General features: G+C 62.0%; 24 protein-coding genes, 1 tRNA gene and 2 rRNA genes (1 of these 27 only partly in view). 14 read left to right on the top strand and 13 right to left on the bottom strand.

Annotated features, from left to right (window positions below; translation table 11 throughout):
- Positions 1-35: 35 nt before the first annotated feature.
- Positions 36-1,097 carry an ABC transporter ATP-binding protein gene (locus tag QM694_RS17050; RefSeq protein WP_415008110.1) on the bottom strand — a complete coding sequence of 354 codons (1,062 nt, stop codon included), beginning with the start codon at positions 1,095-1,097 and terminating at the stop codon, positions 36-38.
- Positions 1,098-1,190: 93 nt separating this feature from the next.
- On the opposite strand from QM694_RS17050, the gene QM694_RS17045 reads away from it, so the two are divergent.
- From QM694_RS17045 to QM694_RS17035, 3 genes are read left to right on the top strand one after another with little or no spacing between them, the layout of a single operon-like run.
- Positions 1,191-1,937: a creatininase family protein gene (locus QM694_RS17045; protein ID WP_415008109.1), complete on the top strand. Its 747-nt coding sequence runs from the start codon at positions 1,191-1,193 to the stop codon at positions 1,935-1,937.
- A gap of 12 nt (positions 1,938-1,949) precedes the next feature.
- Positions 1,950-2,621 (top strand): dienelactone hydrolase family protein, encoded by a 672-nt coding sequence (locus QM694_RS17040; protein WP_415008108.1) that lies wholly within the window; start codon positions 1,950-1,952, stop codon positions 2,619-2,621.
- Positions 2,621-3,400, top strand: a complete 780-nt coding sequence (locus tag QM694_RS17035) for a hypothetical protein (RefSeq protein ID WP_415008107.1) — start codon at positions 2,621-2,623, stop codon at positions 3,398-3,400. Before QM694_RS17040 ends, QM694_RS17035 begins: the two co-directional genes overlap by 1 nt.
- On the opposite strand, the gene betI is transcribed toward QM694_RS17035, so the two are convergent.
- Positions 3,397-3,987 (bottom strand): transcriptional regulator BetI, encoded by a 591-nt coding sequence (gene betI, locus QM694_RS17030; protein WP_415008106.1) that lies wholly within the window; start codon positions 3,985-3,987, stop codon positions 3,397-3,399. The two genes, QM694_RS17035 and betI, sit on opposite strands and share 4 nt — an antisense overlap.
- A gap of 218 nt (positions 3,988-4,205) precedes the next feature.
- Between betI and QM694_RS17025 the strand changes: the two genes are divergently transcribed.
- The 6 genes from QM694_RS17025 (at position 4,206) to QM694_RS17000 (ending at position 11,481) form a co-directional block, all read left to right on the top strand.
- Positions 4,206-5,078, top strand: a complete 873-nt coding sequence (locus QM694_RS17025; protein ID WP_415008105.1) for a protein-L-isoaspartate O-methyltransferase family protein — start codon at positions 4,206-4,208, stop codon at positions 5,076-5,078.
- Between the two features lie 9 nt (positions 5,079-5,087).
- Positions 5,088-7,676, top strand: coding sequence for a hypothetical protein (locus tag QM694_RS17020; RefSeq protein ID WP_415008104.1), 2,589 nt, complete (start codon positions 5,088-5,090; stop codon positions 7,674-7,676).
- 24 nt (positions 7,677-7,700) lie between these two features.
- Entirely contained in the window at positions 7,701-8,639 is a 939-nt protein-coding gene (locus QM694_RS17015; protein ID WP_415008103.1) for an alpha/beta hydrolase, read from the top strand.
- A gap of 85 nt (positions 8,640-8,724) precedes the next feature.
- Positions 8,725-9,936: a lipase family protein gene (locus tag QM694_RS17010; RefSeq protein WP_415008102.1), complete on the top strand. Its 1,212-nt coding sequence runs from the start codon at positions 8,725-8,727 to the stop codon at positions 9,934-9,936.
- The gene (locus QM694_RS17005) at positions 9,936-11,135 is read left to right on the top strand and encodes a lipase family protein (RefSeq protein ID WP_415008101.1); all 1,200 of its coding nucleotides are present in this window, start codon (positions 9,936-9,938) and stop codon (positions 11,133-11,135) included. Before QM694_RS17010 ends, QM694_RS17005 begins: the two co-directional genes overlap by 1 nt.
- A gap of 61 nt (positions 11,136-11,196) precedes the next feature.
- Positions 11,197-11,481 carry a DUF3606 domain-containing protein gene (locus QM694_RS17000; RefSeq protein WP_415008100.1) on the top strand — a complete coding sequence of 95 codons (285 nt, stop codon included), beginning with the start codon at positions 11,197-11,199 and terminating at the stop codon, positions 11,479-11,481.
- 147 nt (positions 11,482-11,628) lie between these two features.
- Here the strand turns inward: QM694_RS17000 and QM694_RS16995 are convergent, their stop codons facing one another.
- The 4 genes from QM694_RS16995 to QM694_RS16980 form a co-directional block, all read right to left on the bottom strand.
- The gene (locus QM694_RS16995; RefSeq protein WP_415008099.1) at positions 11,629-14,877 is read right to left on the bottom strand and encodes an efflux RND transporter permease subunit; all 3,249 of its coding nucleotides are present in this window, start codon (positions 14,875-14,877) and stop codon (positions 11,629-11,631) included.
- A complete protein-coding gene (locus tag QM694_RS16990) occupies positions 14,874-15,887 on the bottom strand; it encodes an efflux RND transporter periplasmic adaptor subunit (RefSeq protein WP_415008098.1) in 1,014 nt (337 codons plus the stop codon). Before QM694_RS16990 ends, QM694_RS16995 begins: the two co-directional genes overlap by 4 nt.
- Before the next feature lie 79 nt (positions 15,888-15,966).
- Complete coding sequence (locus QM694_RS16985) at positions 15,967-16,170, bottom strand: DUF2892 domain-containing protein (protein WP_415008097.1); 204 nt, start codon at positions 16,168-16,170, stop codon at positions 15,967-15,969.
- Positions 16,171-16,205: 35 nt separating this feature from the next.
- Positions 16,206-17,498 (bottom strand): NAD(P)/FAD-dependent oxidoreductase, encoded by a 1,293-nt coding sequence (locus tag QM694_RS16980; RefSeq protein ID WP_415008096.1) that lies wholly within the window; start codon positions 17,496-17,498, stop codon positions 16,206-16,208.
- Positions 17,499-17,675: 177 nt separating this feature from the next.
- On the opposite strand from QM694_RS16980, the gene QM694_RS16975 reads away from it, so the two are divergent.
- Entirely contained in the window at positions 17,676-17,999 is a 324-nt protein-coding gene (locus tag QM694_RS16975; RefSeq protein WP_415008095.1) for an ArsR/SmtB family transcription factor, read from the top strand.
- Positions 18,000-18,084: 85 nt separating this feature from the next.
- Here QM694_RS16975 and QM694_RS16970 read toward each other — a convergent pair.
- Positions 18,085-18,161, bottom strand: a tRNA-Met gene (locus tag QM694_RS16970).
- Positions 18,162-18,306: 145 nt separating this feature from the next.
- Between QM694_RS16970 and QM694_RS16965 the strand changes: the two genes are divergently transcribed.
- On the top strand, positions 18,307-19,449 hold the full coding sequence (locus tag QM694_RS16965; RefSeq protein WP_415008094.1) for an MFS transporter: 1,143 nt from the start codon (positions 18,307-18,309) through the stop codon (positions 19,447-19,449).
- Here the strand turns inward: QM694_RS16965 and QM694_RS16960 are convergent.
- A complete protein-coding gene (locus QM694_RS16960) occupies positions 19,446-20,351 on the bottom strand; it encodes an acetamidase/formamidase family protein (RefSeq protein ID WP_415008093.1) in 906 nt (301 codons plus the stop codon). The two genes, QM694_RS16965 and QM694_RS16960, sit on opposite strands and share 4 nt — an antisense overlap.
- 70 nt (positions 20,352-20,421) lie before the next feature.
- Between QM694_RS16960 and QM694_RS16955 the strand changes: the two genes are divergently transcribed.
- Complete coding sequence (locus QM694_RS16955; protein ID WP_415008092.1) at positions 20,422-21,432, top strand: arginase family protein; 1,011 nt, start codon at positions 20,422-20,424, stop codon at positions 21,430-21,432.
- A 146-nt stretch (positions 21,433-21,578) separates the two neighbouring features.
- Here the strand turns inward: QM694_RS16955 and QM694_RS16950 are convergent, their stop codons facing one another.
- Entirely contained in the window at positions 21,579-22,130 is a 552-nt protein-coding gene (locus QM694_RS16950) for an HdeD family acid-resistance protein (RefSeq protein ID WP_415008091.1), read from the bottom strand.
- 146 nt (positions 22,131-22,276) lie between these two features.
- Between QM694_RS16950 and QM694_RS16945 the strand changes: the two genes are divergently transcribed.
- Positions 22,277-23,392, top strand: coding sequence for a hypothetical protein (locus QM694_RS16945; RefSeq protein ID WP_415008090.1), 1,116 nt, complete (start codon positions 22,277-22,279; stop codon positions 23,390-23,392).
- Positions 23,393-23,492: 100 nt separating this feature from the next.
- Positions 23,493-24,152, top strand: a complete 660-nt coding sequence (locus QM694_RS16940) for a DUF4240 domain-containing protein (protein ID WP_415008089.1) — start codon at positions 23,493-23,495, stop codon at positions 24,150-24,152.
- Between the two features lie 42 nt (positions 24,153-24,194).
- Here the strand turns inward: QM694_RS16940 and QM694_RS16935 are convergent, their stop codons facing one another.
- The 4 genes from QM694_RS16935 to QM694_RS16920 form a co-directional block, all read right to left on the bottom strand.
- The gene (locus QM694_RS16935) at positions 24,195-24,458 is read right to left on the bottom strand and encodes a BrnA antitoxin family protein (RefSeq protein ID WP_415008088.1); all 264 of its coding nucleotides are present in this window, start codon (positions 24,456-24,458) and stop codon (positions 24,195-24,197) included.
- A complete protein-coding gene (locus QM694_RS16930; RefSeq protein ID WP_415008087.1) occupies positions 24,442-24,744 on the bottom strand; it encodes a BrnT family toxin in 303 nt (100 codons plus the stop codon). Before QM694_RS16930 ends, QM694_RS16935 begins: the two co-directional genes overlap by 17 nt.
- 126 nt (positions 24,745-24,870) lie before the next feature.
- Positions 24,871-24,985, bottom strand: a 5S ribosomal RNA gene (gene rrf, locus QM694_RS16925).
- Between the two features lie 69 nt (positions 24,986-25,054).
- Positions 25,055-26,538: ribosomal RNA gene (locus QM694_RS16920) — 23S ribosomal RNA — on the bottom strand (it continues 1,262 nt past the right edge of the window).

Genomic DNA, 26,538 nt, shown 5'->3' with positions numbered 1-26,538 from the left:
GCCCGCGCCGTTGTGCATTGCGGCAAACCCGCCAATCAGGAAATGCGCTTGCCGGTTTCGGCATCGAAGAGATGCACTGCCGAAAGATCGGGCATCACAGCCAGCCTGTCGCCGGGCTTGGCCGCAATGCGCTCACGGAACACGCCGATCACTTTTGCACCGGCCAGCGTTCCGACCACCTGCGTCTCGGAACCCATGGGCTCGATCACATGCACGTCGATCGCCAGATCGCCGCCGAGCGACAAATGTTCGGGCCGCATGCCATAGACCGCCGCCTTGCCATCGCTGCCTGGAGGGGCTTTTGCCAGCGGCAGCTTCGTTCCGTCACTTGCCTCGAAGAACGGTTTCTTGCCGCCGCGGATCGTGCCCTTGAACATGTTCATCGCCGGTGAGCCGATGAAGCCCGCCACGAACAGATTGGCCGGCCTGTCATAAAGCTCGAGCGGCGCTCCCGCCTGCTCCACGATTCCATCATGCAGCACCACGATGCGGTCGGCCATGGTCATGGCCTCGATCTGGTCATGCGTCACATAGACGGTCGTGGTGCGCAGGCGCTGATGCAGTTCCTTGATCTCGGCGCGCATCTGCACGCGCAGCTTGGCATCGAGGTTGGACAGGGGCTCATCGAACAGGAACACCTGCGGCGCGCGCACGATGGCGCGGCCCATGGCCACGCGCTGGCGCTGGCCGCCGGAAAGCTGGCGGGGGTAGCGTGCGAGGTATGGCACGAGGTCGAGAATCTCCGCCGCCTTCTTCACCCGCTCGTCGATCTCGGCCTTGGGCGTTTTCCGCAGCTTCAGCGCGAAGCCCATGTTCTCGGCCACCGTCTTGTGCGGATAGAGCGCGTAATTCTGGAACACCATGGCGATGTCGCGGTCCTTGGGCGGCAGCGCATTCACCACCCGGTCGCCGATTTTGATGTCGCCGCCGGTGATATCCTCAAGCCCTGCGATCATCCGCAGCAGGGTTGACTTGCCGCAGCCCGAAGGGCCGACTAGCGCCACGAACTCGCCATCGGGAATGGCAACCGAAACGCCGTGAATCACTTCCTGTTCGCCATAGGCCTTGCGAACGCCTTCGATACCCACCGATGCCAAATCCACGCTCCCCGAATGCGCGCCCTGTTTTTCTGTCTCTGGACGCGGGGCGCGAGACTATGTCAGGAATGCCGGGCCGTCGAGGGGGTCAAGATGCGTTATGAGATGATGCTGCCGCACCAGATCCGCACCGCCATTGCGGATAACTGGCCGGTGGCGCTGCCTCTGGGCGTTCTCGAATATCACGGCGAGCACATGGCGGTCGGCATGGATACGCTGGCCGTCATCAAGGCTCTGGAACTGATCGAGACGGAAGGCAATATCGTCATCCTGCCCGCCTTCTATTATGGCGCGGCGAGCTATGCGGTCGAGCCGCCGGAGGGCAACGGCTCCCTTCAGGTCGATGGCGATGCGCTCACGCCCTTCGCGCGCCAGCTCTTCACCTCGCTGCTGCGCGTCGGCTTCCGCAACATTCACGGCTTCATCCATCACCAGACGGAAAATTTCACCGCCGGCATGCCCACCGATCTCGCCTTCAAGTCAGGCGCGCGGCAGGCGATCTTCGCCTTCCTCGAAAAGACGCGCGGCGAAGGCTGGTGGGGCAACGCCAACATGAATGATTATTACGGGCAGCACGCGGCGGGCGACAATCCCTTCAACTGGATCCGCATCCATCCGCTGCTCGGAGATGAAGGCTTGGGGGCCTATCCCTTCGACCATGCGGGCGAGGGCGAAACATCGCTGATGATGGCCATGTGCCCCGAAGCGGTGGACATGGCGCACGCATCGGACAAGCAATGGTATACGCAATCGGCGCAAAAGGCATCGCGCGAAACCGGCCTCCGCGGGCAGGCGTTCATTCTCGCGCATCTCCGCCGCGTTCTCTTCTCAAAAAGCTGAAAGGATACTCCCATGGGCACACGCATCAGTTTCAAACGTCCGGACGGCAAGGACGCGGAAGGCTATCTCGCCAAGGCGTCGAAGGCGAACAGCCCCGGCGTCGTCGTGATCCAGGAATGGTGGGGCCTGCAGGACCAGATTCGCGGTGTCTGCGACCGGTTGGCGCTGTCGGGCTATGAAGCGCTCGCCCCCGATCTCTATTCCGGCACCGTCATCCCCTATCACGATGCGGAGGCCGCCAATCGCGAAATGCAGTCGCTCAACTTCATCGACGCCACCGACCAGACGGTGCGGGGCGCTGTTCAATATCTCGCCCGCACAGGTGCGAAAGTGGGGATCACCGGCTTCTGCATGGGCGGCGCCGTCACGGTGATCGCGGCGGCACGGGTGCCGGGCCTCACGGCGGCTGCCGCCTTTTATGGCCTGCCGCCCGCCGAAGTGGCGGGGCCGAAGGACATCAGGATTCCGCTGCAGGGCCAGTTCGCCAACAAGGATGATTATGTCACGCCCGACGCCGTCAACGCCTTCGAGGCGGGGCTGAAGGCTGCGGGAAAGCCTTATGAGTTCTTCCGCTATGATGCCGACCACGCCTTCTTCAACGAACAGCGTGACGTGCATGAGCGGAAATCCGCCGAGCTCGCCTGGGGGCGGCTGCTCGCCTTCCTCAAATCCCATCTCGGGTGATGGACGATTTCTTTGCGCGCGGCTGGATCAAATTCCCGGCGGAAGCGTCCGTTGCGCGCTGGGCGGAACAGGCACTCCCTGTGGCAAGCGCGACGGCGGATGATCCCACCCATGCGGACTGGATGCGCTGCGACGGCACGTGGTTCGTCGGCGTTCACGCGCTGCCCAATGATGGCCGGGGCGCGATTGCCGGTGGCCCGCCGCTTGACGGTGCCGCGATGGCGTTCATCCGCGGCGATCTGGGTTTTCCGTCGATTGCGCTTGAGCGCGCGCAGGTGTCGATCTGCTATCCCGGCTATCCGAGACCCGATGCACATGAATCCGCACAGGCGGCGCGCTACCGGGTGACACGCGATTCCGCGCATGTCGACGGGCTGCACGCCGAAGGCCCGGACCGGCGGCGTTTCCTGCGCGAGCATCACAGCTTCCTGCTGGGCGTTCCGCTCACTGCATCGGATGAACACTCATCACCACTCACCGTGTGGGAGGGCTCGCATAGGATCATGCGCGATGCCTTCCGCCGCGCGCTCGGACAGGTGCCAACAGAACAGTGGCCCGCCATCGATCTGACGGAGATTTATCAGGACGCGCGGCGCAAGGCCTTCGACATCTGCCCCCGCGTGGTTGTTTCCGCGCAGCCCGGCGAGGCCTATCTCGTCCACCGCCTGGCACTGCATGGCGTCGCGCCATGGCGTGACAGCAGCCGCACGCTTCCACGCATCATCTGCTATTTCCGCCCCGAAGCCGGGGCCCCGCGTGATTGGCTCGACGCGCCTTAAGCGCGCTGCGCCACCAGCATGTCGACGTAATCCTCGATATTCGACACCACGGAATGGCCGTCCAGTTTTTCACTGGTGCGGGCATGATGAAGCCATGTGCCGTCGATCATCATGTGAATGCAGAAGGCCGCGGGCTTCACCCGCTCCGGCGGAATGAGCTGCCGGAGCGCGTGGCAGAGATTGGACGTCAGCCGGCGGTCCATCATCGCCTGCATGCGCTCGAACTCCGCCACCAGTGCGATGGACGCATAATAGCTCACCCAGGCGCGGGCTACCTCTCGGGTGAAGAAATGCGAGGCGAAGAAGGCGTTGATCACCGCGCTGATGCGGGCGCGCGGATCATCGAGGCCGCGCAGCCTGCCGCTGGTTTCCTGCAAAATAAGCGCATTCGCCTTGCGGATCACGGCGCTCAGCAATTCCGTCTTTGTCTTGAAATAGTAATTCACGATGCCATGCGACATGCCGGCGCGTTCGCCGATGCGGGCCATCGTCATGCCGTTAATGCCATGCTCGAGGAATGTCTGGTAGGCGGCTTCAATCAGTTGCTGTCGGCGGGCCATGTCAATGCGCGTGCGGGCTTTTCGCATGAACAACCCGTAACCAAGAGCAGCCTGATGCACAAGCCCGGAACTGCCCCAAAGTAAAATTTTATGATCCCGCACATTTCCAATTGGACCGCGGCTGGCAACGGCTCATCAACAGAGGCCCAAAAGTTGTGACGCCGTCACTTGCGCCTTTGTAACTTGACGGCAATCCGTGTCAGAATGCAGGGAACGGGCCAACAGATTTGCCGGGGATGAAAACCATGATTCGACGCGATTTTCTGCGGGGCGGCGCGGCTCTGGCCCTGTCGGCGCTGGCGGTCCGGCCTGCCCTTTCCGCGGTGCCCACGCCCTTCACCTTCGACATGGCGCCGCCGATGACCGACGGCAAGGCTTTCGTGGACTGGATGGCGAAGCAGCGCGGTGAAGACCCGGCCTACCTCCTCAAGCGCTGGCAGCGCTACGAGGTTCTGGTCGCCAACAAGGACGTGCGCGACGACCGCAACAAGCGCGCCTTCCTGCTCACGCCGCGCGAGCGCTTCGTGACCAGGCCCAACCTGCCCCGCGCCTATGACAATGCCTTCCTCGACATCGGCTATGGCGTCACCATTTCAGGCCCGCATCTGGTCGGCCGCATGACGACGACCATCGACGTGCAGCAGGGCCACAAGGTTCTCGAAGTGGGCACGGGCTCGGGCTACCAGTCGGCCTATCTCTCGCACCTCACCGATCAGGTCCATACCATCGAGATCATCAAGCCGCTCGCCGAACGCACGCGCGGCGTCTACGACCAGTTGATCAGCGAGGGTTACAACGAGTTCAAGGCGATCAGCACCAAGAATGCCGATGGCTATTATGGCTGGGAAGAAGCCGGCCCCTTCGACCGCATCATCGTCACCTGCGGCATCGACCATGTGCCGCCGCCGCTCCTCAAGCAGTTGAAGCCCGATGGCATCATGGTGATCCCGGTCGGCCCGCCCGGCGCGCAGCACGTGCTCAAGGTCACCAAGACGCAAGGCGCCGACGGCCAGTTCACCGTGGCGCGCTCCGATATCTATAATGGCCGCGTGGTGCCTTTTGTCCCGTTCACGAAGCTTGAGGGCGATGTTATCAAGGGCACCCACAACGGCGGTTGAAAGGTCAGCATGACGCCGGATACTGGCGCCCTGCCGCGCTCCGCCTATCTGCCTGTCGCCCTCACCGCCGGCGCCGTCATCGCGCTGCAGATCGCCGTCATGCGCGTCTTCGCAGCCGGAAGCTGGGTGCATTTCGGCTCGCTGGTCATCAGTCTCGCCATGTTCGGCTTTGGCCTCGCCAGCGCCGTCATGTGCATCGGCACCCGCTTCTTTGAACGGAACTGGAGCGGCACCGCAGCGGCAAGCCTCATGCTGTTCGGGCCGCTGGCGGCCTTTGCCAATCTCACGGCGCAGCAGATTCCCTTCAACGCCATCTTCCTGATCTCCGACCCGGCGCAGAAGTGGCGGCTGGCGGCGAACTTCCTGCTCTATTTCCTGCCCTTCCTGGCGGGCGCGTTCTTTCTGGGTGCTGTATTCCTCCGGGCGCGGGAAACCTTCGCGCGCGTCTATTTCGCCGATCTCGCGGGCTCAGGGCTCAGTGGCCTTGCCATGCTGGGGGCCATGTATGTGCTGGCCCCCGCCGACATGATCTTGGCGCCCCTGGCGCTCTGGGCGCTGGGCGGGCTTCTGTGGTTCGGGGCCATGGGCAATCGCACCGGCCTCGTCAGCTTCGTGATCGCCGCGATGATCGCCTTCGGCGCGCATCTCGCCGCTCCCTCCCTCGGCCTCACCACGCTTGCCGTCTCGGACTACAAGGGCGTCGCCTATGCGCGGAAGTTCCCGGATGCGCAGCACGTCTACCGCAGCCTGTCACCCTTCGGCGATCTCGAGGTCTATTCAAGCTCCTATCTTCATTTCGCGCCGGGCCTTTCCGACAACGCCGCCTTCAACCTGCCGGAAGAGCCGGCCAACGCCTATCTCGCTCTCTACAATGACGGCGAAGGCCCCACCGGCATCATCCGCAACCTGCCCGATGCGCAGACCGCCTATTTCCGTTATTTGCCGATGTACTATCCTTATGTGCTGAAGCAGCAGCCCGACACCTTCGTGGCACAGCTTTCAGGCGGCATTCCCGCCGTGGTGGCGCTCCGCGCCGGTTCCACCCACGTCACGGCGGCGGAAGCCAACCCGGAGGTGCTCAAGGCCTTCGCGTCAAAGCCCATTGCCGATTTCACCGGCGATCTGCTGAAGAATCCGAAGCTCACCGTCGTCAACCAGGAAGGCCGGCTGTGGCTCGCCAACACGGCGGAGCGTTTCGATGTCGTTGACCTGAGCCTTGGCGACAGCGCCGGACTGTCGCTGCCCGGCGGCTTCGCCATCACCGAAAAATATGCCTACACGCGCGAGGCGATGGCCAGCTACATGGCGGCACTGAAAGACGGCGGCATTCTCTCCGTCACGCTGTGGAACAAGGAAGACCCGCCCAAATCGGTGCTGAAGCTTTACCGCACCATGTGGGAGGCGGCGGATGACGTGTCGGAGGCGCTCCGCCCCAACAGCTTCTATGTGGTGTCGAGCTATCTCTCCACCACCACCGTCCTCTACAAGAAGGGCGGCTTCACGGCGGACGAAATCGCCAAGCTCAAGGATTTCACGGCGTCGCTTTCCTTCGACAATGTCTATTATCCCGGCATCCCCTTCGATGATCAGGGTACGGACAAACTTCTCAACGACTACGAGCAGCAGATTTTCGGCAATGGCGATCAGGCCGATACGTCATCGAACGGCGATGGCGATGTGCTGGCCCCTCTTGGCGATAATGGCGATGCGCCGCAGGTGCTGCCCTCGACAGCTCTTGGCCGCCTCGTCTGGCATGCCATGGTAGCGGGCAACATCGACGGCATTGCCAAACGCTATGTCTTCGACATCCGCCCCCTCACCAATGACCGCCCCTATTTCGCGGCCTATGTGAAGCCCTCCGACCTGTCGCGCACCACCGACCGGCTCGATCTCTTCCAGGACGACTGGGGCTATATCCTCGTCTGGGCTACGCTCGGCATCGCGGCGGCGCTGGCCACCGTGCTGGTGCTGCTGCCCGCCGTGTTCGGCTGGCGCAGCCTCATCTCGCGCACGCAGGGAAAAGGCGGCACCATCGTCTATTTCTTCTGCCTTGGCGCCGGCTTCATCATGGTGGAGGTGGGACTCATCGCCAAATTCGTGCTGGCGCTTGCCAATCCCACCGTCTCGGCGACGATCCTGCTCAGTGGCATCCTCGTGTTTTCCGGCTTCGGCAGCTTCGTGTCGGAGCGTTTCCTGCCCAATGCCAGGCGGGTGCTGCCGCGTGTGCTGGCGGCCGTCGTGGTGCTGCTGATCGCTGCCAGCCTGTTCATCGATCCGCTGCTCGACTGGATTGGCGGCTTTGATTATCTCGCACGCCTTGCGCTCAGCGTGGCGCTGGTCGCCCCGCTCGCCTTCCTGATGGGCTTCCCGATGGCCACCGCCATGACGTCGCTCGGACGACTGGGCAAGGATTCGATGTTCCTGTGGGCGTGGGGCATCAATGGCTGCGCCTCGGTGATCGGGGCCGCGGCGGTGCCGGTCATCGCCACCGCCTTTGGCCTGGGCTCCGTGCTGCAGGCCAGCGCCTTCTTTTATCTCCTCGCCATTCCCTGTTTCTTCGCGGTATTGAAAGGCAACACATCCGTCCGGAGCAGCTAGATGCGCCGCCGATTTCTGGGAGTGATGGCAGCGGCCCTGGCAGCGGCAACGCCCTTGGGCCGTGCCCTGGCCCGCAGCCGGTTCAGGAAACTCACCCGTGACGCCATGGTGATCCGCGAACTGCGCCATTCCGCCTTTCCCTATGACGGCGTGAACCCCGATACGAATGAGCCGTTCATCACGCTGGTCGATGGCAAAAGGCCGGGCCATGTGTCGCCGCGCGGCGGTGTCCTGTGGCAGGATGAAACCTACAGCGACAGGCGTTCGCTGCTCTATCTCCCCAAGGGCTTCGATCTCGCGAAGCCCGCCGCGCTCATGGTGTTCCTGCACGGCAATGAGGCGATCCTCCAGCGTGATGTGGTGGACCGCCAGCAGGTGCCGCAACAGCTTGCGGACTCGGGCCTCAATGCCGCGCTCGTTGCGCCACAGCTCGCCCATGACGCGCGCGATTCAAGCCCCGGCAATTTCTGGCGCGCCGGATATTTCCGGCAATATTTGAAAGAGGCAGGCTCGGCGCTTGCAAAGCTGCACGGGCAGGAGGCGAGGGGCGAAGATTTCGATCGCCTGCCCGTCATTCTCGTGGCCTATTCCGGCGGCTATTTTCCCGCCGCATGGATTCTCAAAGCCGGCGGCGCGAACCAACGCATCAGCGGCTTGATCCTCATGGACGCGCTTTACGGCGACACCGAAAAATTCGATGCCTTCATTGCCGAGCGCCACGCCCATGCCTTTGTGTTCAGCGCCTATGGCAAATCCTCGGCGCGCTGGAACACGGGGTTGATGGGAAGGTTCGCGGCGCGCGGGTTTCCATTTACGACAGACATTCCGCAAAAGTTGAAAGCGCCCGCCATCGCCTTCGCCGAAGTGCCCGAAGACATCAAACACGTGGATTTTCTCTCGCAGGCCTGGACTCAAGAGCCGTTGCGCGACGTGCTTGCGCGCGTATCAGCCTATCGCCGTTAAGCAATTCACAGTTGCGGGGCTGCCTGCGCTTTGCCATTGTGCCGCAAAGTCAAGGACTCACCCAAACGTGCACGCTGACAAGAATATGGAAAGGCATAAGACCCTCCTGCCGGAACTGACGGTGTGGCGCATCTTATGCGGCCTCCTGGCGCTCGCCCTGCTCTTCCATTTCGCCGCCAAGGCGGAGGCGCGTCCAAGCTGGACGGGCTTCTATACAGTGGACCCGTCGCAGGCCGCGCTGCCGCCCGGCACACTCATCCGCTACGAGAAACTGGGCACGCCGCCTTTCTTCCGCGCCAAGGGCTGGCGCATTCTCTATGCCACGCGCGATTATGCGGGCCGTCCGATCATTTCCTCCGGTCTCGTCGTGCTGCCGGATTATGCGTCCTCCAATCCCGCCGCGCGCACCATCGTCGCCTGGGCGCATCCGACGACCGGCGTGGCGCGGCAATGCGCGCCGTCGCTCACCAAGCAGCCGCTCGGCACCATGTTGGCCCTCAATTCCTTCGTCACCTCGGGCCACATCGTCGCCGCCACCGATTATCCGGGCTTGGGCACGGTGGGGCCGATGGGCTATCTCATCGGCAAGGGCCAGGCCTATGCGGTCATCGATTCCGTGCGCGCCGCGAAACAGATCCCCGGCGTCGGCGGCGGCAACCGCTATGCGCTGTGGGGCTATTCGCAAGGCGCGCAAGCCGTGCTGTTCGCCTCGCTGCTGGCGCGCGGCTATGCGCCGGAGCTTCAGCCCGTCGGCGTCGCCGCGACAGCGCCTCCCACCGATCTCGAGCGCCTGCTCGCCAAGAAGCTCGACACCACGGCGGGCCGCATCATCAGCAGCTTCGCCATCGGATCATGGGCCGTTAAATACGGCTTGCCGCTCGAGGCGATCGCCAGCCCCACCGTCATCAGCTACATGCGCGGCGTCGACCAGAACTGCATCAATAATTTTTCCGGCATGATGGCGGCCTTCGAGGCGCAGCAGCCGCTCAAGGGTGATTTCCTCTCCGCCGATCCCTCCACCACGCCGGGGTGGCGGCAGGCGGTCACCGATAATTCGCTCTACAGCCTGGGCAAGAACATGCCCGCTCTCATCCAGCAGGGCGACATCGACCAGATCGTGTCTCCGGGCGTCACCACCTCCTTCGTGCGCACCACCTGCCGGAACGGCGTGCCGGTCAAATATGTGACGCTCAAGCAAAAGGGCCACGGCACGTCCGCCGATGCCAGCGTTCCCGCAGCGGTCGGCTGGATCAATGACCGCTTTGCGGGTTCGCCCGCGCCATCGAGCTGCCGCTGATGAAAAGCGGGAGATCGATCATCCTTCGCACTCTCTTTACCTGCCTGGCCCTGCTGGTTGCGTTCAACGATGTGCCAGCCCAGGCCGATCCGCACGCCAATCTGCCACGCTTTTACACATCTTCACCGCGCGAAGCGGCACGGCCGCCCGGCACGCTGATCCGCTATGAAAAGCTGCCGATGCCGGCCTTCTTCCGGGCGAAGAGCTGGCGCATTCTCTATGCCACGCGGGATTTCCGCGGGCGGCCTGCCATCTCCTCCGGCATTGTGGTGCTGCCTGACTATGCGCCGCCCAATCCGGCGGCGCGCACCATCGTCGCATGGGCGCATCCGACAACCGGCATTGCGCGGCACTGCGCGCCCTCGCTCGCGCATGAACCGCTCGGCACCGTCTGGGGCCTCAATGAGTTGATCACCGCCGGGCACATCATCACCGCCACCGATTATCCCGGCCTCGGCACCGCTGGCCCGATGGGCTATCTGGTCGGCAAGGGCCAGGCCTATGCGGTGATCGACTCGGTGCGCGCGGCCAGGCAAATCCCCGGCGTCGGCGGCGGCAGGCGCTATGCGCTGTGGGGCTATTCGCAGGGCGCCCATGCCGTGCTGTTCGCCTCGATCCTCGCCCGCCGCTATGCGCCGGAACTTCAGCCCGTGGGTGTCGCGGCGACGGCGGCGCCCACCAATCTCGAGGTGCTTCTGGAAAAGAATCTCGACACCACGGCGGGCCGCATCATCGGCAGCTATGCCATCGGCTCATGGTCGGCGAAATACGGGCTGCCAATGCAGGCCATCGCATCGCCGGGCGTCATCGCCGACATCGCCCGCATCGACAAGGATTGCGTCAGCCGTCCGTCCGAACTGATTTCGGCGCTCGAGGAACAGCAGATGCTGGGCAGCGATTTCCTGTCCGCCGATCCCTCAAAGGTTCCAGGCTGGCGGCAGGCCATCCAGGAAAATTCGCTGTTCGATCTTCCCCGCACCATGCCGGTGCTGATCCAGCAGGGCACCATCGACAGGATCGTCAGGCCATCTGTCACCACCACTTTCGTGCGCAACACCTGCCGCAATGGCGTGCCGGTCGATTACATCATGCTCAAGCAGAAGGGGCATGGCACATCGGTGGAGGCCAGCGTTCCCGCCGCCATCGGCTGGATCAATGACCGCTTCGCAGGAGTGCCCGCACCCGCCACCTGCCGCTAGGCCCAACCGTTTTGTGAGTTCAGCGTTTGCGTTTCCTCATATCGATGAAAGGGAGGCCATCATGGCTGACAACAAGAAGAAGACCGGCGCATCCGACCGCAGGACGGTCGCCAAGGGCGAGAAATATGAAGTCGCCTATTTCGCCCGCAAGCACGGCATCACCGCGCAGCAGACCCGCGACCTCATCGACAAGGTCGGCAATGACCGCGAGAAGCTGAACAAGGCGGCGGAAAAGCTGAAGGGCAAGAAGCCGGCAAAGAAGGCCAAGAAGCCTGCCGCGAAAAAAGCGAAGAAGCCCGCCGCCAAGAAGGCGAAGAAATCCGCTGCTAAAAAAGCGCGGAAATAGCTGCCCCGAAAAGGATAAGGCCCGCGATCCTTGCCGGATCACGGGCCTTTTTATTTGCGAGAGCGCGCCTCCATCTTAACTTGCTCTTCCGGACAGCGGCACAGGAACATCACCGTTCGTTGCCGTTCATGGGATGCCTTCCATGTCTCAGCTTGAGGCTTCGCTTGCACCGACCGGTTCCGAAGTTTCGGCTGGCTGCGGATCGGGACGGCTGTCTCCTCTGAGCACGACGTAGATCGCCGGGATGACGAGTACCGTCAGCGCAGTGGATGAGGCGAGTCCAAAGAGCAGCGAGATTGCAAGCCCTTGGAAGATGGGATCGGTAAGGATGACGGCGGCCCCGATCATGGCGGCTATGGCGGTGAGCAGGATGGGCTTGAACCTGATCGCGCCCGCTTCCAGCAGAACGTCCAAAAGAGGCTTGCCGGGGCTGCGGGCATGGCGAACGAAATCGACAAGCAGGATCGAGTTGCGGACGATAATGCCGGCGAGCGCGATGAAGCCGATCATCGACGTCGCCGTGAACGGCGCCCCAAACAGCCAGTGCCCGCCCAGTATCCCGATGAAGGTAAGCGGGATCGGGGTGAGGATGACAAGCGGCAGCTTGAAGGAACCGAATTGGGCAACGACGAGGATGTATATGCCCAGGATCGCCACCATGAAGGCGGCGCCCATGTCACGGAAGGTCACCCAGGTCACCTCCCATTCGCCGTCCCAGAGAAGCGTCGGATGGCTCTCGTCTTCAGGCTGACCGTGCAACGATATCACCGGCTTGGGGAGGTTCCCCCAATCCGCCTTCGATATGGCTTCGTCCACCGCAAGCATGCCGTAGACCGGCGCTTCGTAAGCACCGGCAAGCTCGGCCATCACCATCTCTGCCGCCCGGCCGTTGTGGCGGTAGATCGGGTAGGATGCCGGTTCGCGCGAAACGGAAACCACATCGCCCAGTTCGACCACGCCGCGGCCGCCTGGCAGCGCATTGGCCGGAACCGGCGTGGTCAGCAGGCGTTCATCCACCACCGCATCCGACTTGGGCAGCGCGAGGCGGATGGGGATGGGCTGCCGTCCGCCGCCGCGGTGCGAGTAGCCGACGGTCTTGCCGCCATAGAGGTAACTCAGCGTGTCGTAGACATCCGGCTGCTCGACCCGGTAATATTCGAGATTGTCCTGGTCGATCGCGATGCGCACCCGCTCCGGCTGATTGTGGTAGCTGTCATCGACATCGACGATAAAGGGCACGCTCTCAAAAGCCTGCCGCACTTTTCCGGCCACCGCGCGCCGGGTTTCCGCGTCAGGCCCGTAGACTTCGGCCAGCAGGGTGCCGAGAACGGGCGGCCCTGGGGGCGGCTCGACCACCTTCACAACGGATCCCTTGGGCAGTTCCATGCCTTTCAGGCGCTCGCGGATGTCGAGAGCGATGGCGTGGCTCGTCCGATCCCGGTCACTCTTGCCCAGCAGGTTGACCGCGATGTCGCCTTGCTCGGGCCCCGAACGCAAACCGTAGTGGCGCACCAGTCCGTTGAAATCGAACGGCGCGGCAGTGCCTGCATAGGTTTGGAACGAGACGGCCTCCGGGACCGCTCCGAGACGATTGACCATGGCCTGCAAGGTCCGGTCGGTATCCTCTACGGAAGCACCTTTCGGCAGGTCAACCACAACCTGAAGATTGGCCTTGTTGTCGAAAGGCAAGAGCTTGACGGTAACGTGCTCAGTATAGAACAGGCTGAGGGAGGCGAGCGTGGCGGCGCCGACCAGGAAGAGGAAGGTCCACGCCCGCGCACGGCTTTTCAGGATGGGCCGGGCGGCGGCGGTATAGAGGCGGCCGAGGCGGCCGCCGCCCGCATCCTGGTGGCCGCCGCCATCGTGAGAACCGCCGGTCTTCATCATCAGCCATGGCGTCAGCACGACTGCGACGAAGAAGGAAAACAGCATGGCCGCCGAAGCGTTTGCCGGTATCGGGCTCATATATGGGCCCATCATGCCCGACACGAACAGCATGGGAAGCAGGGCCGCCACCACCGTCAGCGTGGCGACGATCGTCGGGTTACCGACCTCCGCGACCGCATCGATGGCGCCCTGAACGCGCGATCTGCCGTCGTGCATGGCCCAATGGCGGGAAATATTCTCGATCACGACGATGGCGTCATCGACCAGGATGCCGATCGAAAAGATCAGCGCGAACAGCGAGACGCGGTTAAGCGTATAGCCCATGATCCATGAGGCAAACAGGGTGAGGAGAATCGTCGTCGGGATGACGACGGCCACCACGAGCGCCTCGCGCCAGCCGATGGCGACGGCCACGAGCACCACGATCGATACCGTCGCCAGGCCGAGGTGGAACAGCAGTTCATTTGCCTTCTCGTTGGCGGTTTCGCCGTAATCGCGGGTGACGGTCATCTCGACGTCGGCCGGAAAAATCTGGCCCCGGACCTGTTCGAGGCGATGCACGATCTCGTCCGCGATGACCACGGCATTCGTGCCAGGACGTTTGGCGATTGCGAGCGACACCGCCGGTGCCCGATCAAGCCCATCCGCTGTTTTGCGGATATCAGTGACGCGGTTCTCTGCCTGAGCGGTCGCGAGCACGACCTTGGCGACATCGCGGACGTAGACGGGGCGCCCGTCGCGGGCGGTCAGCAGGATATTGCCAATTTCAGGCAACGCCTGAAGCGTCTGGCCAGCCACGATGGCGCGCTGCTGCGTATCCTCGCGCACGGTGCCGATGTGGAACGACCGATTGGCCCCTTCGATCTTCGCCGCAAGCTGTTGCAGGGTAATGCCGTAAAGGGAGAGCTTTTCGGGATCAGGCTCGACGCGAAACTGCTCTGGCTGCTCTCCGACGATATAGGTGAGCCCGATGTCGGGCAGCTTCGACACTTCGACCTGAAGTTCGCGCGCCAGCCGCGTCAGCCCGTTCGCCGTCCAGCGTGACGCCGTCTCCGGCGTCGGCCGCAGCGTTACGACGACGATCGCCACATCGTCAATTCCGCGTCCGACGATCAGCGGTTCGGGGATGCCGACGGGAATGCGGTCCATATTGGCGCGGATTTTTTCATGGACGCGCAGAACAGCCGCATCGAAGTCGGTGCCGACTTTGAAGCGCGCCGTAACAAGAGTCCCGTCATCCTCGGTCTGGGAATAGATGTGTTCAACGCCGTCGATGCTCTTGACGATTGTTTCGAGCGGTTCGGTGACCAGCTTGACCGCATCCTCGGCCTTCAGCCCATCGGCGGTAACGCGGATGTCGACCATCGGCACCGAGATCTGGGGCTCCTCCTCGCGCGGCAGCGTGACAAGAGCGATCATCCCGAGCGCGAGCGCGGCAAGAAGGAACAATGGAGTGAGCGGCGAAGTGATGAAAGTGCGGGTGAGGCCGCCGGCGATGCCGAGCTTCATGGCAGTATCGCCCGGTCGCCGGCATGCAAGCCTGTCAGCACTTCGACCAAATGCTGTCCGCCATCTTCGACGGATTCGCCGAGGATGACGGCAACATCCATTGCGCCGCCGGCAGTTGCAACGCTTACGTAATCGATGCCATGGATCGTCTTTATCGCATCGGCAGGAACCGCAAGGACCGTGCGCTTGCCGACCGGAATCGATACCAGCGTCCGCTCGTTGACGAAGTAATCGCCAACCCCGGCGGCTTCGACATCTGCGATCACCCGGCCGTCAGTGATTTCAGGATAAACCTTGACGATCTTTCCCTGATGGGCTGCGGCTGGTTCGCTGGCTGACTGGGTCAGACCGCGCTCGCCGACAAGAACTTGCGCGCCCTGTACGATTTCGGCGGCATGACGCTCGGGCAGCGACAGGCGCAAATAATAGGGACCTGGCGCAATACGGGCAATCTCCTCGCCCGCGAGAACAACTGAGCCGGGCGTGACCGGCACGGTCAGGATGCGTCCCGCAGCCGGAGCAAGGACGTCGCCTTCCTTTGCGCTCTGTTCGATGACAGCCTTGTCCGCGATGGCGGCGGCGACCTGGTTGGTCGCAACCTCGAACTGCATCCGGGCGGTGTCGAGACTTGCCTGGGAGACCGCTCCAGAATTTCTGAGCTGCTGCGCGCGCTCAAGCTCGATGCGCGCGTTGGCGAGCTGCGAATTGAGGGCCGCGATCCTGGCGTCCGCGGCGGCGAGCTGAAGCGCCAGCTTGTCATCGACAACCGTGGCGATAACGTCGCCTTCCTTGACCTCGTCGCCCTGGCTGATGCGCAGTTCGCGGATCGAGCCGCCGATGCGCGCCCGCGCCGGCAGGACGATGCGGCTTTCGACCTGACCGAAGACCGCCTTTGTTTCGGGAATCGTGAGGGGTTGTACGACGAACTCCGCCGCCCAGGATTTCGGCGCAGCGAGCGCCGCCAGCGCTGCAATAGCGATGGCGGCGAAACGTGGGACAGATCGAGGCATGGATAACAAACTCTTTCAGGCAGGAACTTTGACTTGCTGCGCTGGGGCACGGATGTGAGGAACGCCCAGCCGCAATCGGCTATTTGAAGGCGCATCCCGCCTTGATGCCGAGCATGCGAAAGACAATGGCTGCCGGGCAGAAGCCGGTGACAGAAGCCTGCATCAAATTCAGCCCGACAAATGCGTTCAGCAGATACCACCAGGGCGATACGTAAAAGCCAAGCGCGAGCGACAGCAGAACCATGAAGCCGGCGAACATCAATACAGCGCGATCGATTGTCATTCTCTCTTTCCTTCCTTCTTTTGCCAAAGCCGCGGTCAAACGGCGGTCTCAGTATGGATTTCCTTGAGTTTTTTGATGCCAAGCGTGTCGAGGACGAGGTTTTCGTAGAAGGTTTCCGCCTTGCCCTGCCGGATCTTGCGCAGGAAATACTTCTCGAAGCCGACCTTGGCGGCATGGACCCATTTGCCCTGCGAGGACCAGTTCACGTTGCGCGGCGGAATCTGCGGCTGCGCGACGAAAGCAATGCCCTCGTCGCCGAAGTCGGCGAGGCAGACCGCATTCCAGCTCGCGACCGCCTTCAGCTGTTCGCCCTTCAGCAGCGCGGCGATGTTCTCGGCCGTGGCCGACACCATGAACTCAATCATGAAACCGGTCTTCGGAACCCCGACAGCAAGCGGGGTCTTGCCGACCGGAGGAATGGCGACGCAGACGCCGACCGCGAAGACGTTCGGGAAGGCCGGGTTGCGCTGATACTTGTCGATCGTGATGAAACCGCGCGGATTGGTAAGCCCTTCGATGCCATGGACGGCTGACACGCCCCTGAAGGCCGGCAGAAGCATCGAGAAGGCAAAAGGCAATTCGTGCGCCGTCTTGACCGAACCGTCGTCGTTCACTTCTTCGACAAAGAGCTTATCCGGATCGGCCTTCACCGTGCGCGCGTTCGTGATCCATTTGATGTGGCGCTCGCGCATGGCGCTTTCGATCAGCCCCTTGGTGTCGCCAACGCCATCGAGTCCCAGATGGCCGATATAGGGTTCCGGCGTAACGAAGGTCATCGGCACCCGGTCGCGGACGCGGGCGTTGCGAAGCGCCGTGTCGACGATAAAGGCAAACTCATAGGCCGGGCCGTAACAGGAAGCGCCTTGAATGGCGCCGATGACGACCGGGCCAGGGGCTTTGACGAGCTTGTCGAACGCGGCCTTCGCTTGTACGGCATGGCTGGTCTGGCAGACCGATTGGGTGTGCGCCTCTGGTCCGAGCCCCGGCACTTCGTCGAAAGCGAGGTCCGGTCCGGTCGCGATGATCAGATAGTCGTAATCAAGAATGTCTCCCCCGTTGAGCCGCACGCGGTTCGAGCCCGGCTCGACGCGCTCCGCTCCTTCCGGGCGCAGCTCGATGCCGCGCCCCTTCAAAACCGGGGTGAGGTCAACGCTGATGTCTTCAGGTTTTCTCCAGCCGACGGCCACCCACGGATTGGAGGGGACGAAAGAATAGGTTGAACCGAGGTTGACGACGGTTAGTCGATCTTCACGCCGAAGTTTGGCTTTCATCTCGTAGGCCATAATGACGCCGCCGAGACCTGCGCCGAGAGCAACGATGTGGGACATGGCATTTCCTCCCTTTGTATCCACGCCGCCAGACGGCTGGATTCTTTCGTATATTTTGTCTTGCGGCCTGGCCCGCAGCGCCCCGGGCAATTTTTTGCCCGCAGTTTTCGAAAGCCTCCCGACTCTCTGCTCTTGCATATAACATTCAAAGATTATAAATTCAACTCTATGAATGTTATGGAGATGATTCCCGCTGCCAAGACAGCCGCCGGGTTGATGCGCAGCCTCTCGCACCCGCAACGGCTGCTGGTTTTGTGCTGTCTTGTGGACGGCGAAAAATCAGTCGCGGAACTGCGCGAGGAACTTGATGTCGGTCAGGTGGCTATGTCTCAGCAGCTCATGCGGCTAAGGGCGGACGGGCTTGTCGAGGCGCGGCGCGAGGGTACGACCGTTTATTATTCCATTGTCCGGCCCGAGGTTTTGACCGTTGTGGGGACACTGCATGCAGCCTTCTGCCCGCCAGGCGCAGCCAAACAGGCGCGTGGCGGAGGGCGGAAATGACGCAGTCACCGGCTTGCTGGAACCCTGTGATTTCCGCACAAACGAAAAACCCCGCCTTGGAGGGCGGGGTTATCGCAAGTAAAGTTGGTTGCGGGAGCCAGATTTGAACTGACGACCTTCAGGTTATGAGCCTGACGAGCTACCGGGCTGCTCCATCCCGCGTCATGAACGCGAGGGGTATGTAGCAACGGGTTTTCCCTTTGTGAACCCCCAAATGACCGATTTTTGCACTTTCGTGACGATTTCCGGAACCGCCCCGCGCCAGTGATTGCGACGCCCCGGCTGCACGGCTAAAAGCCGCCCGGCCATGGCCTTTTCCGCCAAATTCATCAGCCCCCGCGCCGCCATTATGGCGGTGTTTGCCGCCTTTGGCACCGCAATGGGGGCGCTGGCGGGGTCGATGCCCACCGTCACCGCGCGCGCCGGTGTTTCGGCCACCGATCTTGGCCTCGCCATCACTGGATGGTCGCTGCTGACGGTCATCGCCATGTCGTCGGGCGGGATGATCGCCCGGCACGCCAGCCACCGGCAGGTGCTGCTCACGGTGCTGCCCGCAACAGCACTTTTCACGGCGCTGATCCTCACCGCGCCCTCGTGGTGGGTGTTCATGGCGGCCTATGTGGTGCTGGGCCTTGTCTCGGGCTCGACCGATCTCTTCATGAATGCCGAGGGTGCGTCGATTGAATACGACTTGAAGCGGCCGATCTTCACGGCCTTCCACGGCAGTGTCTCGGTGGCGCTTGCGATGTCGGCCATCGCCGCCAGTTTTCTTTCGACGCTGATCGGCACCTGGGCCACGGCGCTGATGGTGCTCCTGGTATTCGGCGCGGCATGGGCGATGGTGCGGCGGGCTATCACCGCGCGGCCCATCGCCATCGGCCACGCGGCGCGCATCTCGGCCATCCCCAACAAGCTGCCGCTGGTGTTTCTGGGTGTCGCCGCGGGCCTCATCATCGCGGGCGAAACGGCGGCGACGCTGTGGTCGGCGGAATTTCTCAACCAGCTCGATCCGAGGCTCGCCGCCATCGCCGGGCTGGGCGCTGCCTTCTTCGGCCTGTGCAATGCCGTGCTGCGTTTTCCCGCCGATCGACTGCGCGCACGGTTCGGCGACATTCCGCTGATGGCGGTGTCGCTCATCGTGGCGATTGCCGGCTTCGCGGTTCTGGCACTGTCTCCGGGATTCACGGTGAGCGTCGTAGCCTTTGCAAGCGTCGGGCTTGGCACGGCGGTGCTGATCCCTTGTGTCTTCGCGCTGGCCTCGGCCTTCGTGCCTGCCAACCGCGCGGCGGGCATCAGCTTCGTGTCGATGGTGGCGGGCGCGCCGCGCGTGCTGGCCCCCACGGTGTTCGGCCTCGTGGCGGGCAGTTTCGGCATTGGTGCCGCCTTCGGCATGATCGCCGCAGGCCTTGCCGCGGCGCTGGCCCTCATCGCGCTCCGGCAAAGGCTTTAGGCGTTCAGCCAGCGCTTGCCGATGCGGCAGGCCACCGAATAGGCGGGGTTGAAGACATTGGCCACATCATAGCGCACCGCCTGCCCCATCAGATGGCTGGCGGCGATGGCCGTCATACCATAATCATCCGTCAGCACACGGAGCATTTCGCTGGTGGCATGCTGCAGCGCTTGGTCGAGCGGGCGGGCGTTGCCGATGGTGAAGACGTCCTCCGCCGTGAAGCCTCTCGGCCACAGCAGCGTCTTGCCCTTCACCACCTTCAGCGTCACGCGCACCTCCGCCGCCGTTTCGATGCCGGTGCCGGCGATCTCGCCATCGCCCTGCGCCGCGTGAACGTCACCGAGAAAGAACAGCGCGCCGGGCGCGGAGACGGGAAAGAGAATTTCCGTTCCCTCGGCGATGCGGCGGTAATCCATGTTGCCGCCATAAGGGCCAGAGCTTGACGTGGTGATCGCCTCGCCGCCCGAAGGCGCCACGCCCAGACAGCCAATCATCGGCTTGATGGGAATTTCGGGCAGCTGATGCGCGCCCGGTTCTTTCAGGCGGCAGGAGCCGCTGTTGGTGTCGATGATCCAGTCCACCTTTTCGCGCGGCGGCAGATGCGGCACCATCTTGGGATCGACCACATTGGCGGCCAGCCCCTGCATCGTCCAGCCGGTGGGCCTGACCATGGCGATCTTCTCGATCAACACCGACAGCGCATCGCCCGGTTCCGCGCCCTTCACGAAGATCGGCCCGCTCATCGGATTGGGATTGCGCGCCGGGCGTTCGTCTTGGGCGTCGAAGCCATGGGCGTCGAGCGTCGCGGCAATCACCGTGTCGCCATCGGCAACGGTCAGTTCCGGCGCGTGGCTGCCGATGGTGTTGAAGAAGCGGGTGGGGGAAAAATGATGCGTTGTCATGGCGCAAGACTAGAGGAGGTTGCGGCTCCTGTCGCGCGCCGTCTAATCTGCCCGCAACAGGGAGATCGCCATGACCGAAGACGAGTTGCAGGCCGCGAAGAAAAGCTCCGAGAGCTGGTACTGGTGGGGCATTCCCGCCTTCTTCCGCTGCCCGTGGAACGAAGATCCGGCTCAAGCCGATATCGCGCTGGTGGGCGTGCCGCATTCCTCCGGCAATGGCTCGACGGAGCGCGACCAGCATCTGGGGCCGCGCGCCGTGCGCCATCAGTCGGGCTTCTACCGCCGCAGCCATTTCGTGCACGGCTTCGCGCCGTGGGATGTGGCGCGCATCCATGATCTGGGCGATGTGCCGCTGCCCGAAGCCATGAACAATGAAGCCTGCGTGCGCGACATCGAGGATTTTTTCGCAAGGCTCGATGCGTCGGGCACACGGCCTGTCTCGATCGGCGGCGACCATTCGATCACCGGCCCCATCATCAAGGCGATTGCCGGGCCGGGGCGCAAGACCGCGGATGGAAAGCCGGTGGCGCTCATCCACTTCGATGCCCATACCGACTCTTACGACAACATGCCCCACTGGCTGGGGGCTAAACGCTCCGCCGCCCATTGGGCCGCCTATACGGTGAAGGAAGATGCGGTTGATGCGGCGCGCAGCGTGCAGATCGGTATGCGCGGCCATCCGGCGGGCGCCATTCACGCGGGCGGCGTCGGCGGCTCCAGCCGCGCGCTGGGCTACCGCGTCATCACCATGCAGGAGTTCGAGGAGATCGGCATCAAGGGGGCCCTCGAGATCATCCGCCAGCGGGTGGGCGATGGCCCGGCCTACATCACCTTCGATCTCGATTCGCTTGATCCGTCGGTGGCGCCCGGTGTCTCCAATCTGGAGCCCGGCTTCGGCGGTTTTTCCATCCGCGAGGCAACGCGCCTGCTGCAGGGGCTGATGGGCCTCAACATCATCGGCGGCGATGTCGTGTGCCTCATGCCCACCAAGGACAGTCCCAACCAGATCACCGCGCAGGTGGCGATGGTGATGATGTTCGAACTCATCACCCTCATCGCCGGAACGAAGCGGAAGGGTTAGGGCACTGGGTGTCCCGCCGCGCTCAATCCCACATCCCGTCATTCCCGCGACGGCGGGAATCCCGCTTCTTTTCTGCGCAATTCATCGCACGAAGCGGGGTCCCCGCCTGCGCGGGGGTGACGATGTTTGGCAATTGAGAACTGGCGTTACGCCTTCGCCGCTGCGCTGCCCTTGCTCTTGATGCGGAAGGCGAAGGCGATCAGCGCCACGCCGAAGATCACCGCATAGATGCCGATGGTCCAGATCAGCGCCAAGGCGCCCTGGTCGGGCCTGGCGATCAGGAAGAAGGCGAAGAGAATCGAGATCACGCCCGACAGCCCCAGCCAGAACTCGCCCTCGATTTCCTTCCTGAGCTTGATGGCCGCCACCAGTTGCAGAACGCCCACCACGAGGATCCACGCCGCAATGGCGATCAGCAACCCGATGGCCGTGATGGCCGGCATGACCAGCGTGATAATACCGGCGATGATGCCGACCACGCCCTGAAGGCCCACCAGCCAGCGGTCATCGCCATGCGTCGTTCCGGCAATGGCGCTCCACAGCGCGAAGATGCCGTCGACGAAGGCGTAGGCGCCCCACACGATCACCAGCGAGGCCAGCGCGATATGCGGCATGGCGAAGGTGAGAATGCCGAAAATCACGGCCAGCACGCCGCGCAGCAGGAACACCCACCAATATTGCGAGAGATATTTATGCATTGTCGCCCCCATCGGGTTGTTGCAGCCCATGGGCACTATAGGGCGGAGGCGTGCCGCAGCGGAAGATCAAAAATCCATCCGCGCCCTGTCGGGTTTCCGTAACCCTTTTATGAAACTCTGGCCCGGCATATCAGGGTTTTGCGTCCATGGCTTTTTCCATTCTTCGCGCCGCGGCTTTCTGCGTGGCGGCGGCTTTCACACTCTCCGCCGCCCATGGCGCGCCGCTCAATATCTACAGCGAAACCGGGGCGGACCGTCTCTCGCCCGCCGTGCAGGATGCGCTGCCCCGCGTCTATGTGCCCAATCATGCGTCCAACAGCGTCAGCGTCATCGATCCCGCCACGCTGAAGGTGGTCGATCATTTCAAAACCGGTTTGGGGCCGCAGCACATCATTCCCGCCTGGGATTTGAAGACCCTGTGGGTGGCCAACAATGCCACCGCCACATCGCGCGGCAGCCTCACGCCGATTGATCCCCTGACGGGCAAGCCCGGCAAGGCCGTGCCGGTGAACGATCCCTATAATCTTTACTTTCTGCCCGATGGCTCGGAGGCCATCGTCGTCGATGAAAGCCTGAAGCGGCTGGAGTTCCGCGATCCGCAGACGATGGCGCTCAAGCACGTCATCGAGACGCCGGATTGCGCGGGGATCAACCACGCCGATTTCGCAGCTGACGGGAGCTTCGCCATTTTCACCTGCGAGTTTCGCGGCAGCGGATTGGTGAAGATCGACCTCAGGCAAAACAGAGTTGTCGGCATGCTCAAGCTGTCAAAGCCCGGCATGCCGCAGGATATAAGGCTGTCGCCCGATGGTTCGGTGTTCTATGTCGCCGACATGATGAACGGCGGCGTGTTCCTGATCGATGGCGCGGATTTCAAAGAGGTGGGCTTCATCGCCACCGGCCTCGGCGCCCATGGCCTGGCAGTGAGCCGCAACGGCACCAAGCTTTTCGTCTCCAATCGCGGATCAGACCGCATGCCCGGCGGCCCCCATGGCAAGGGCAGCGTGAGCGTCATCGATTTCGCCACCCGGCGCGTCGTCGCCACCTGGCCCATCCCCGGCGGCGGCAGCCCGGACATGGGCAACATCAGCGCCGATGGCAAGCAGCTCTGGCTCTCCGGCCGCTTCGACAATGTGGTCTATTGCTTCAACACCGAAACGGGTGCTGTCGTAAAAATTCCCGTCGGCGGCGAACCCCACGGCCTCACCGTCTGGCCCCAGCCCGGCCGCTATTCCCTGGGGCATACGGGGAATATGCGGTGAGGGGGATGGCTGCCTGTCCCGGCATTTGAAAACTATGGTCAGGCGGCGAGACAGGCAGTAAGTTTTACCGTGTCAAAGCGCTTTTCGCCACGACGGACACATGAGCAGGTTGCGTGACTGGGTGATGCGGATTCTCGATCCCCACGGAGTTGACTCCTCCGCCGATCCTCTTGTTGATCTTTCCAGCCCGATCGAAGATTCGGTGTTTTGGTACATTATGAGCCGCTGCGATTACGCAAGCAGTACGCCCGCACGATACTACAATGTTCTTTCGTCAATGCTTGCCCAGATGGAGACGGCGCAGGTCGTCCGCTTTGCCGTCAAGCTGTTTGATCTCAAACGTCAGCTCAATCACTGGGATTATTGGGCGATGTTTCATCTGATCGCACCCGAGCCAAGCCGCCGGCAGTTTTCGGGATTTCAGAACAGCTTGATTTCCGCAGGGCCAGACGCTTTTGACGGCGTTCTCAAAGACCCTGAAGTCATCATGGTGTGGCTGAACGTCGTCACGCGCAAGGGGCTGGAGTTGCATGAACTCGCAACGGCTCCGTCCGACATGCTCCGTGCCGCAGAGCAGAGCGGCGCTGACTGGGATGCGGCCGCCATAACGCAAAGAGTGAAAGATTTTGAGACCATGCCCTTGGATGGTGACCACTGGCATATCGACGAGGGCAGCCTGGCGCTTCATTTTCCACGTCTCCATGCGATTCTGACAAACCGCATTTCCAGCCGGGACGGCGCGCCTCAACGCATGAACTGAAACACAAAACCCGCCGCTCATTGCTGAGCATGCGGTGAGGAATTATTTTTTTGACACTTCAAGCTTTTCGGCCAGCCATGTCTTGATGAGCGACTGATAGGGAACGTCGCGCTTGTTGGCGGCGATCTTGATGCGCTCCAGCAGGCTATTTGGAAGCCGCAATGAGATTGCCGTTGAAGACGGCTTGAGATTCGGCAAGCGGACTCGCTCCGCCTTGTTCCAATCCACAAGGTCAGCGGAATCGGTTGATTCCCAGAACGCGCGCTCCTCGGCTTCCGAGGCGAAGTGCTTAACCTTGCTGGTCATAATGCGTCCGCTCCTTGCGGCTCATGTCGCGGGCGGAGATGACACGGATTTTTGTTCCCCGTTCCCGCACGGTGAAAGTTATATGCAAAAGCCGGCCATTGTCCGTTCGCCCCAGAGCATGAATCCGTCTTTCGCTACCGCTATGCTTTTCATCCGGCACAGCCAGCAGAGGCTCGTTAAAAAAAATCTGCTCAGCTTCAGCCTGACTCACGTCATGCTTGTCGGCATTTTTGCGTGCATTTCCGGTATCCCAGTCAAAGCCTGTGACGAGACCCCAATCAATCATCTCTGTATATTATCACAATATACAATTGCAGCAATACCCTCCAAAACACAAAACCCGCCGCTCATTTCTGAGTCGGCGGGTTTTGAAGAACCGTTGAATGAAGGGATATCGATCTGTCTTTCGCAGGCCTGGCAGCGACCTACTCTTCCGCGTCTTAAGACGAAGTACCATTGGCGCTGGGGTGATTTACGGCCGAGTTCGAGATGGGATCGGGTATGGACGCCCCGCCAAAGCCACCAGGCCGGCGAAAGACAGAAGAATGAAGCACAAGATTTTGGATCGTATCCGATGTGGACACTGATAATGAGAGCGATTCAAGCCGTTCGAACGATTAGTACCGGTAAGCTGCGCCCATTGCTGGAGCTTCCACACCCGGCCTATCAACGAGGTCGTCTTCCTCGGTTCTCAAGGGAGAAATTGTTTTGAGGTGGGTTTCCCGCTTAGATGCCTTCAGCGGTTATCCCGTCCACACATAGCTACCCTGCACTGCGGCTGGCGCCACAACAGGTCCACCGGAGGTGTGTTCAACCCGGTCCTCTCGTACTAAGGTCAAATCCTCTCAATTCTCCTACAATCACGGCAGATAGGGACCAAACTGTCTCACGACGTTTTGAACCCAGCTCACGTACCACTTTAATCGGCGAACAGCCGAACCCTTGGGACCTTCTCCAGCCCCAGGATGTGATGAGCCGACATCGAGGTGCCAAACGATTCCGTCGATATGGACTCTTGGGAATCATCAGCCTGTTATCCCCGGCGTACCTTTTATCCGTTGAGCGATGGCCCTCCTCACGTGGGACCACCGGATCACTATGGCCGTCTTTCGACTCTGCTCGACTTGTTAGTCTCGCAGTCAGGCAAGCTTATGCCATTGCACTCGACGACTGATTTCCGACCAGTCTGAGCTTACCTTCGCACGCCTCCGTTACTCTTTGGGAGGCGACCGCCCCAGTCAAACTACCCACCATACACTGTCCCGGATCCCGATAAGGGACCGCGGTTAGACATCCATGTCGCCAAGGCTGGTATTTCACATTTCGGCTCCACCCAAGCTAGCGCCTGGGCTTCAAAGCCTACCAGCTATGCTACACATGCCAGCACGAATGCCAGTGTAAAGCTATAGTAAAGGTGCACGGGGTCTTTCCGTCTGACCGCAATTACCCCGCATCTTCACGGGGAGTTCAATTTCACTGAGTCTATGCTGGAGACAGTGGGGAAGTCGTTACGCCATTCGTGCAGGTCGGAACTTACCCGACAAGGAATTTCGCTACCTTAGGACCGTTATAGTTACGGCCGCCGTTTACCGGGGCTTCGATTCAAAGCTTGCACCTCTCCTCTTAACCTTCCGGCACCGGGCAGGCGTCAGGCCCTATACGTCATCTTTAGATTTCGCAGAGCCCTGTGTTTTTGCTAAACAGTCGCTACCCCCTAGTATGTGCCCCCCGCCAATGGTTGCCCACCGACGGGGCCCTCTTATCCCGAAGTTACGAGGGTAATTTGCCGAGTTCCTTCAGCATAGTTCTCTCAAGCGCCTTGGTATACTCTACCTGACCACCTGTGTCGGTTTCGGGTACGGATTGATGTGGAGGCTATTTCCTGGAACGCATGCGCTGCCCTCGAAATCCAATAATCTCGGACAACTTCTTGCATTCGTCACCTTCCACTAGCCCAGGAATATTAACCTGGTTGCCATCGGTTACGCCTTTCGGCCTCACCTTAGGATCCGGCTCACCCTGCTCAGATTAACTTTAAGCAGGAACCCTTGGTCTTTCGGCGACAGTGTCTCTCACACTG

Source organism: Aestuariivirga sp. (assembly GCF_047602625.1).
GTDB lineage: Bacteria > Pseudomonadota > Alphaproteobacteria > Rhizobiales > Aestuariivirgaceae > Aestuariivirga.
This window is presented reverse-complemented; position numbering and strand designations above follow the sequence as displayed.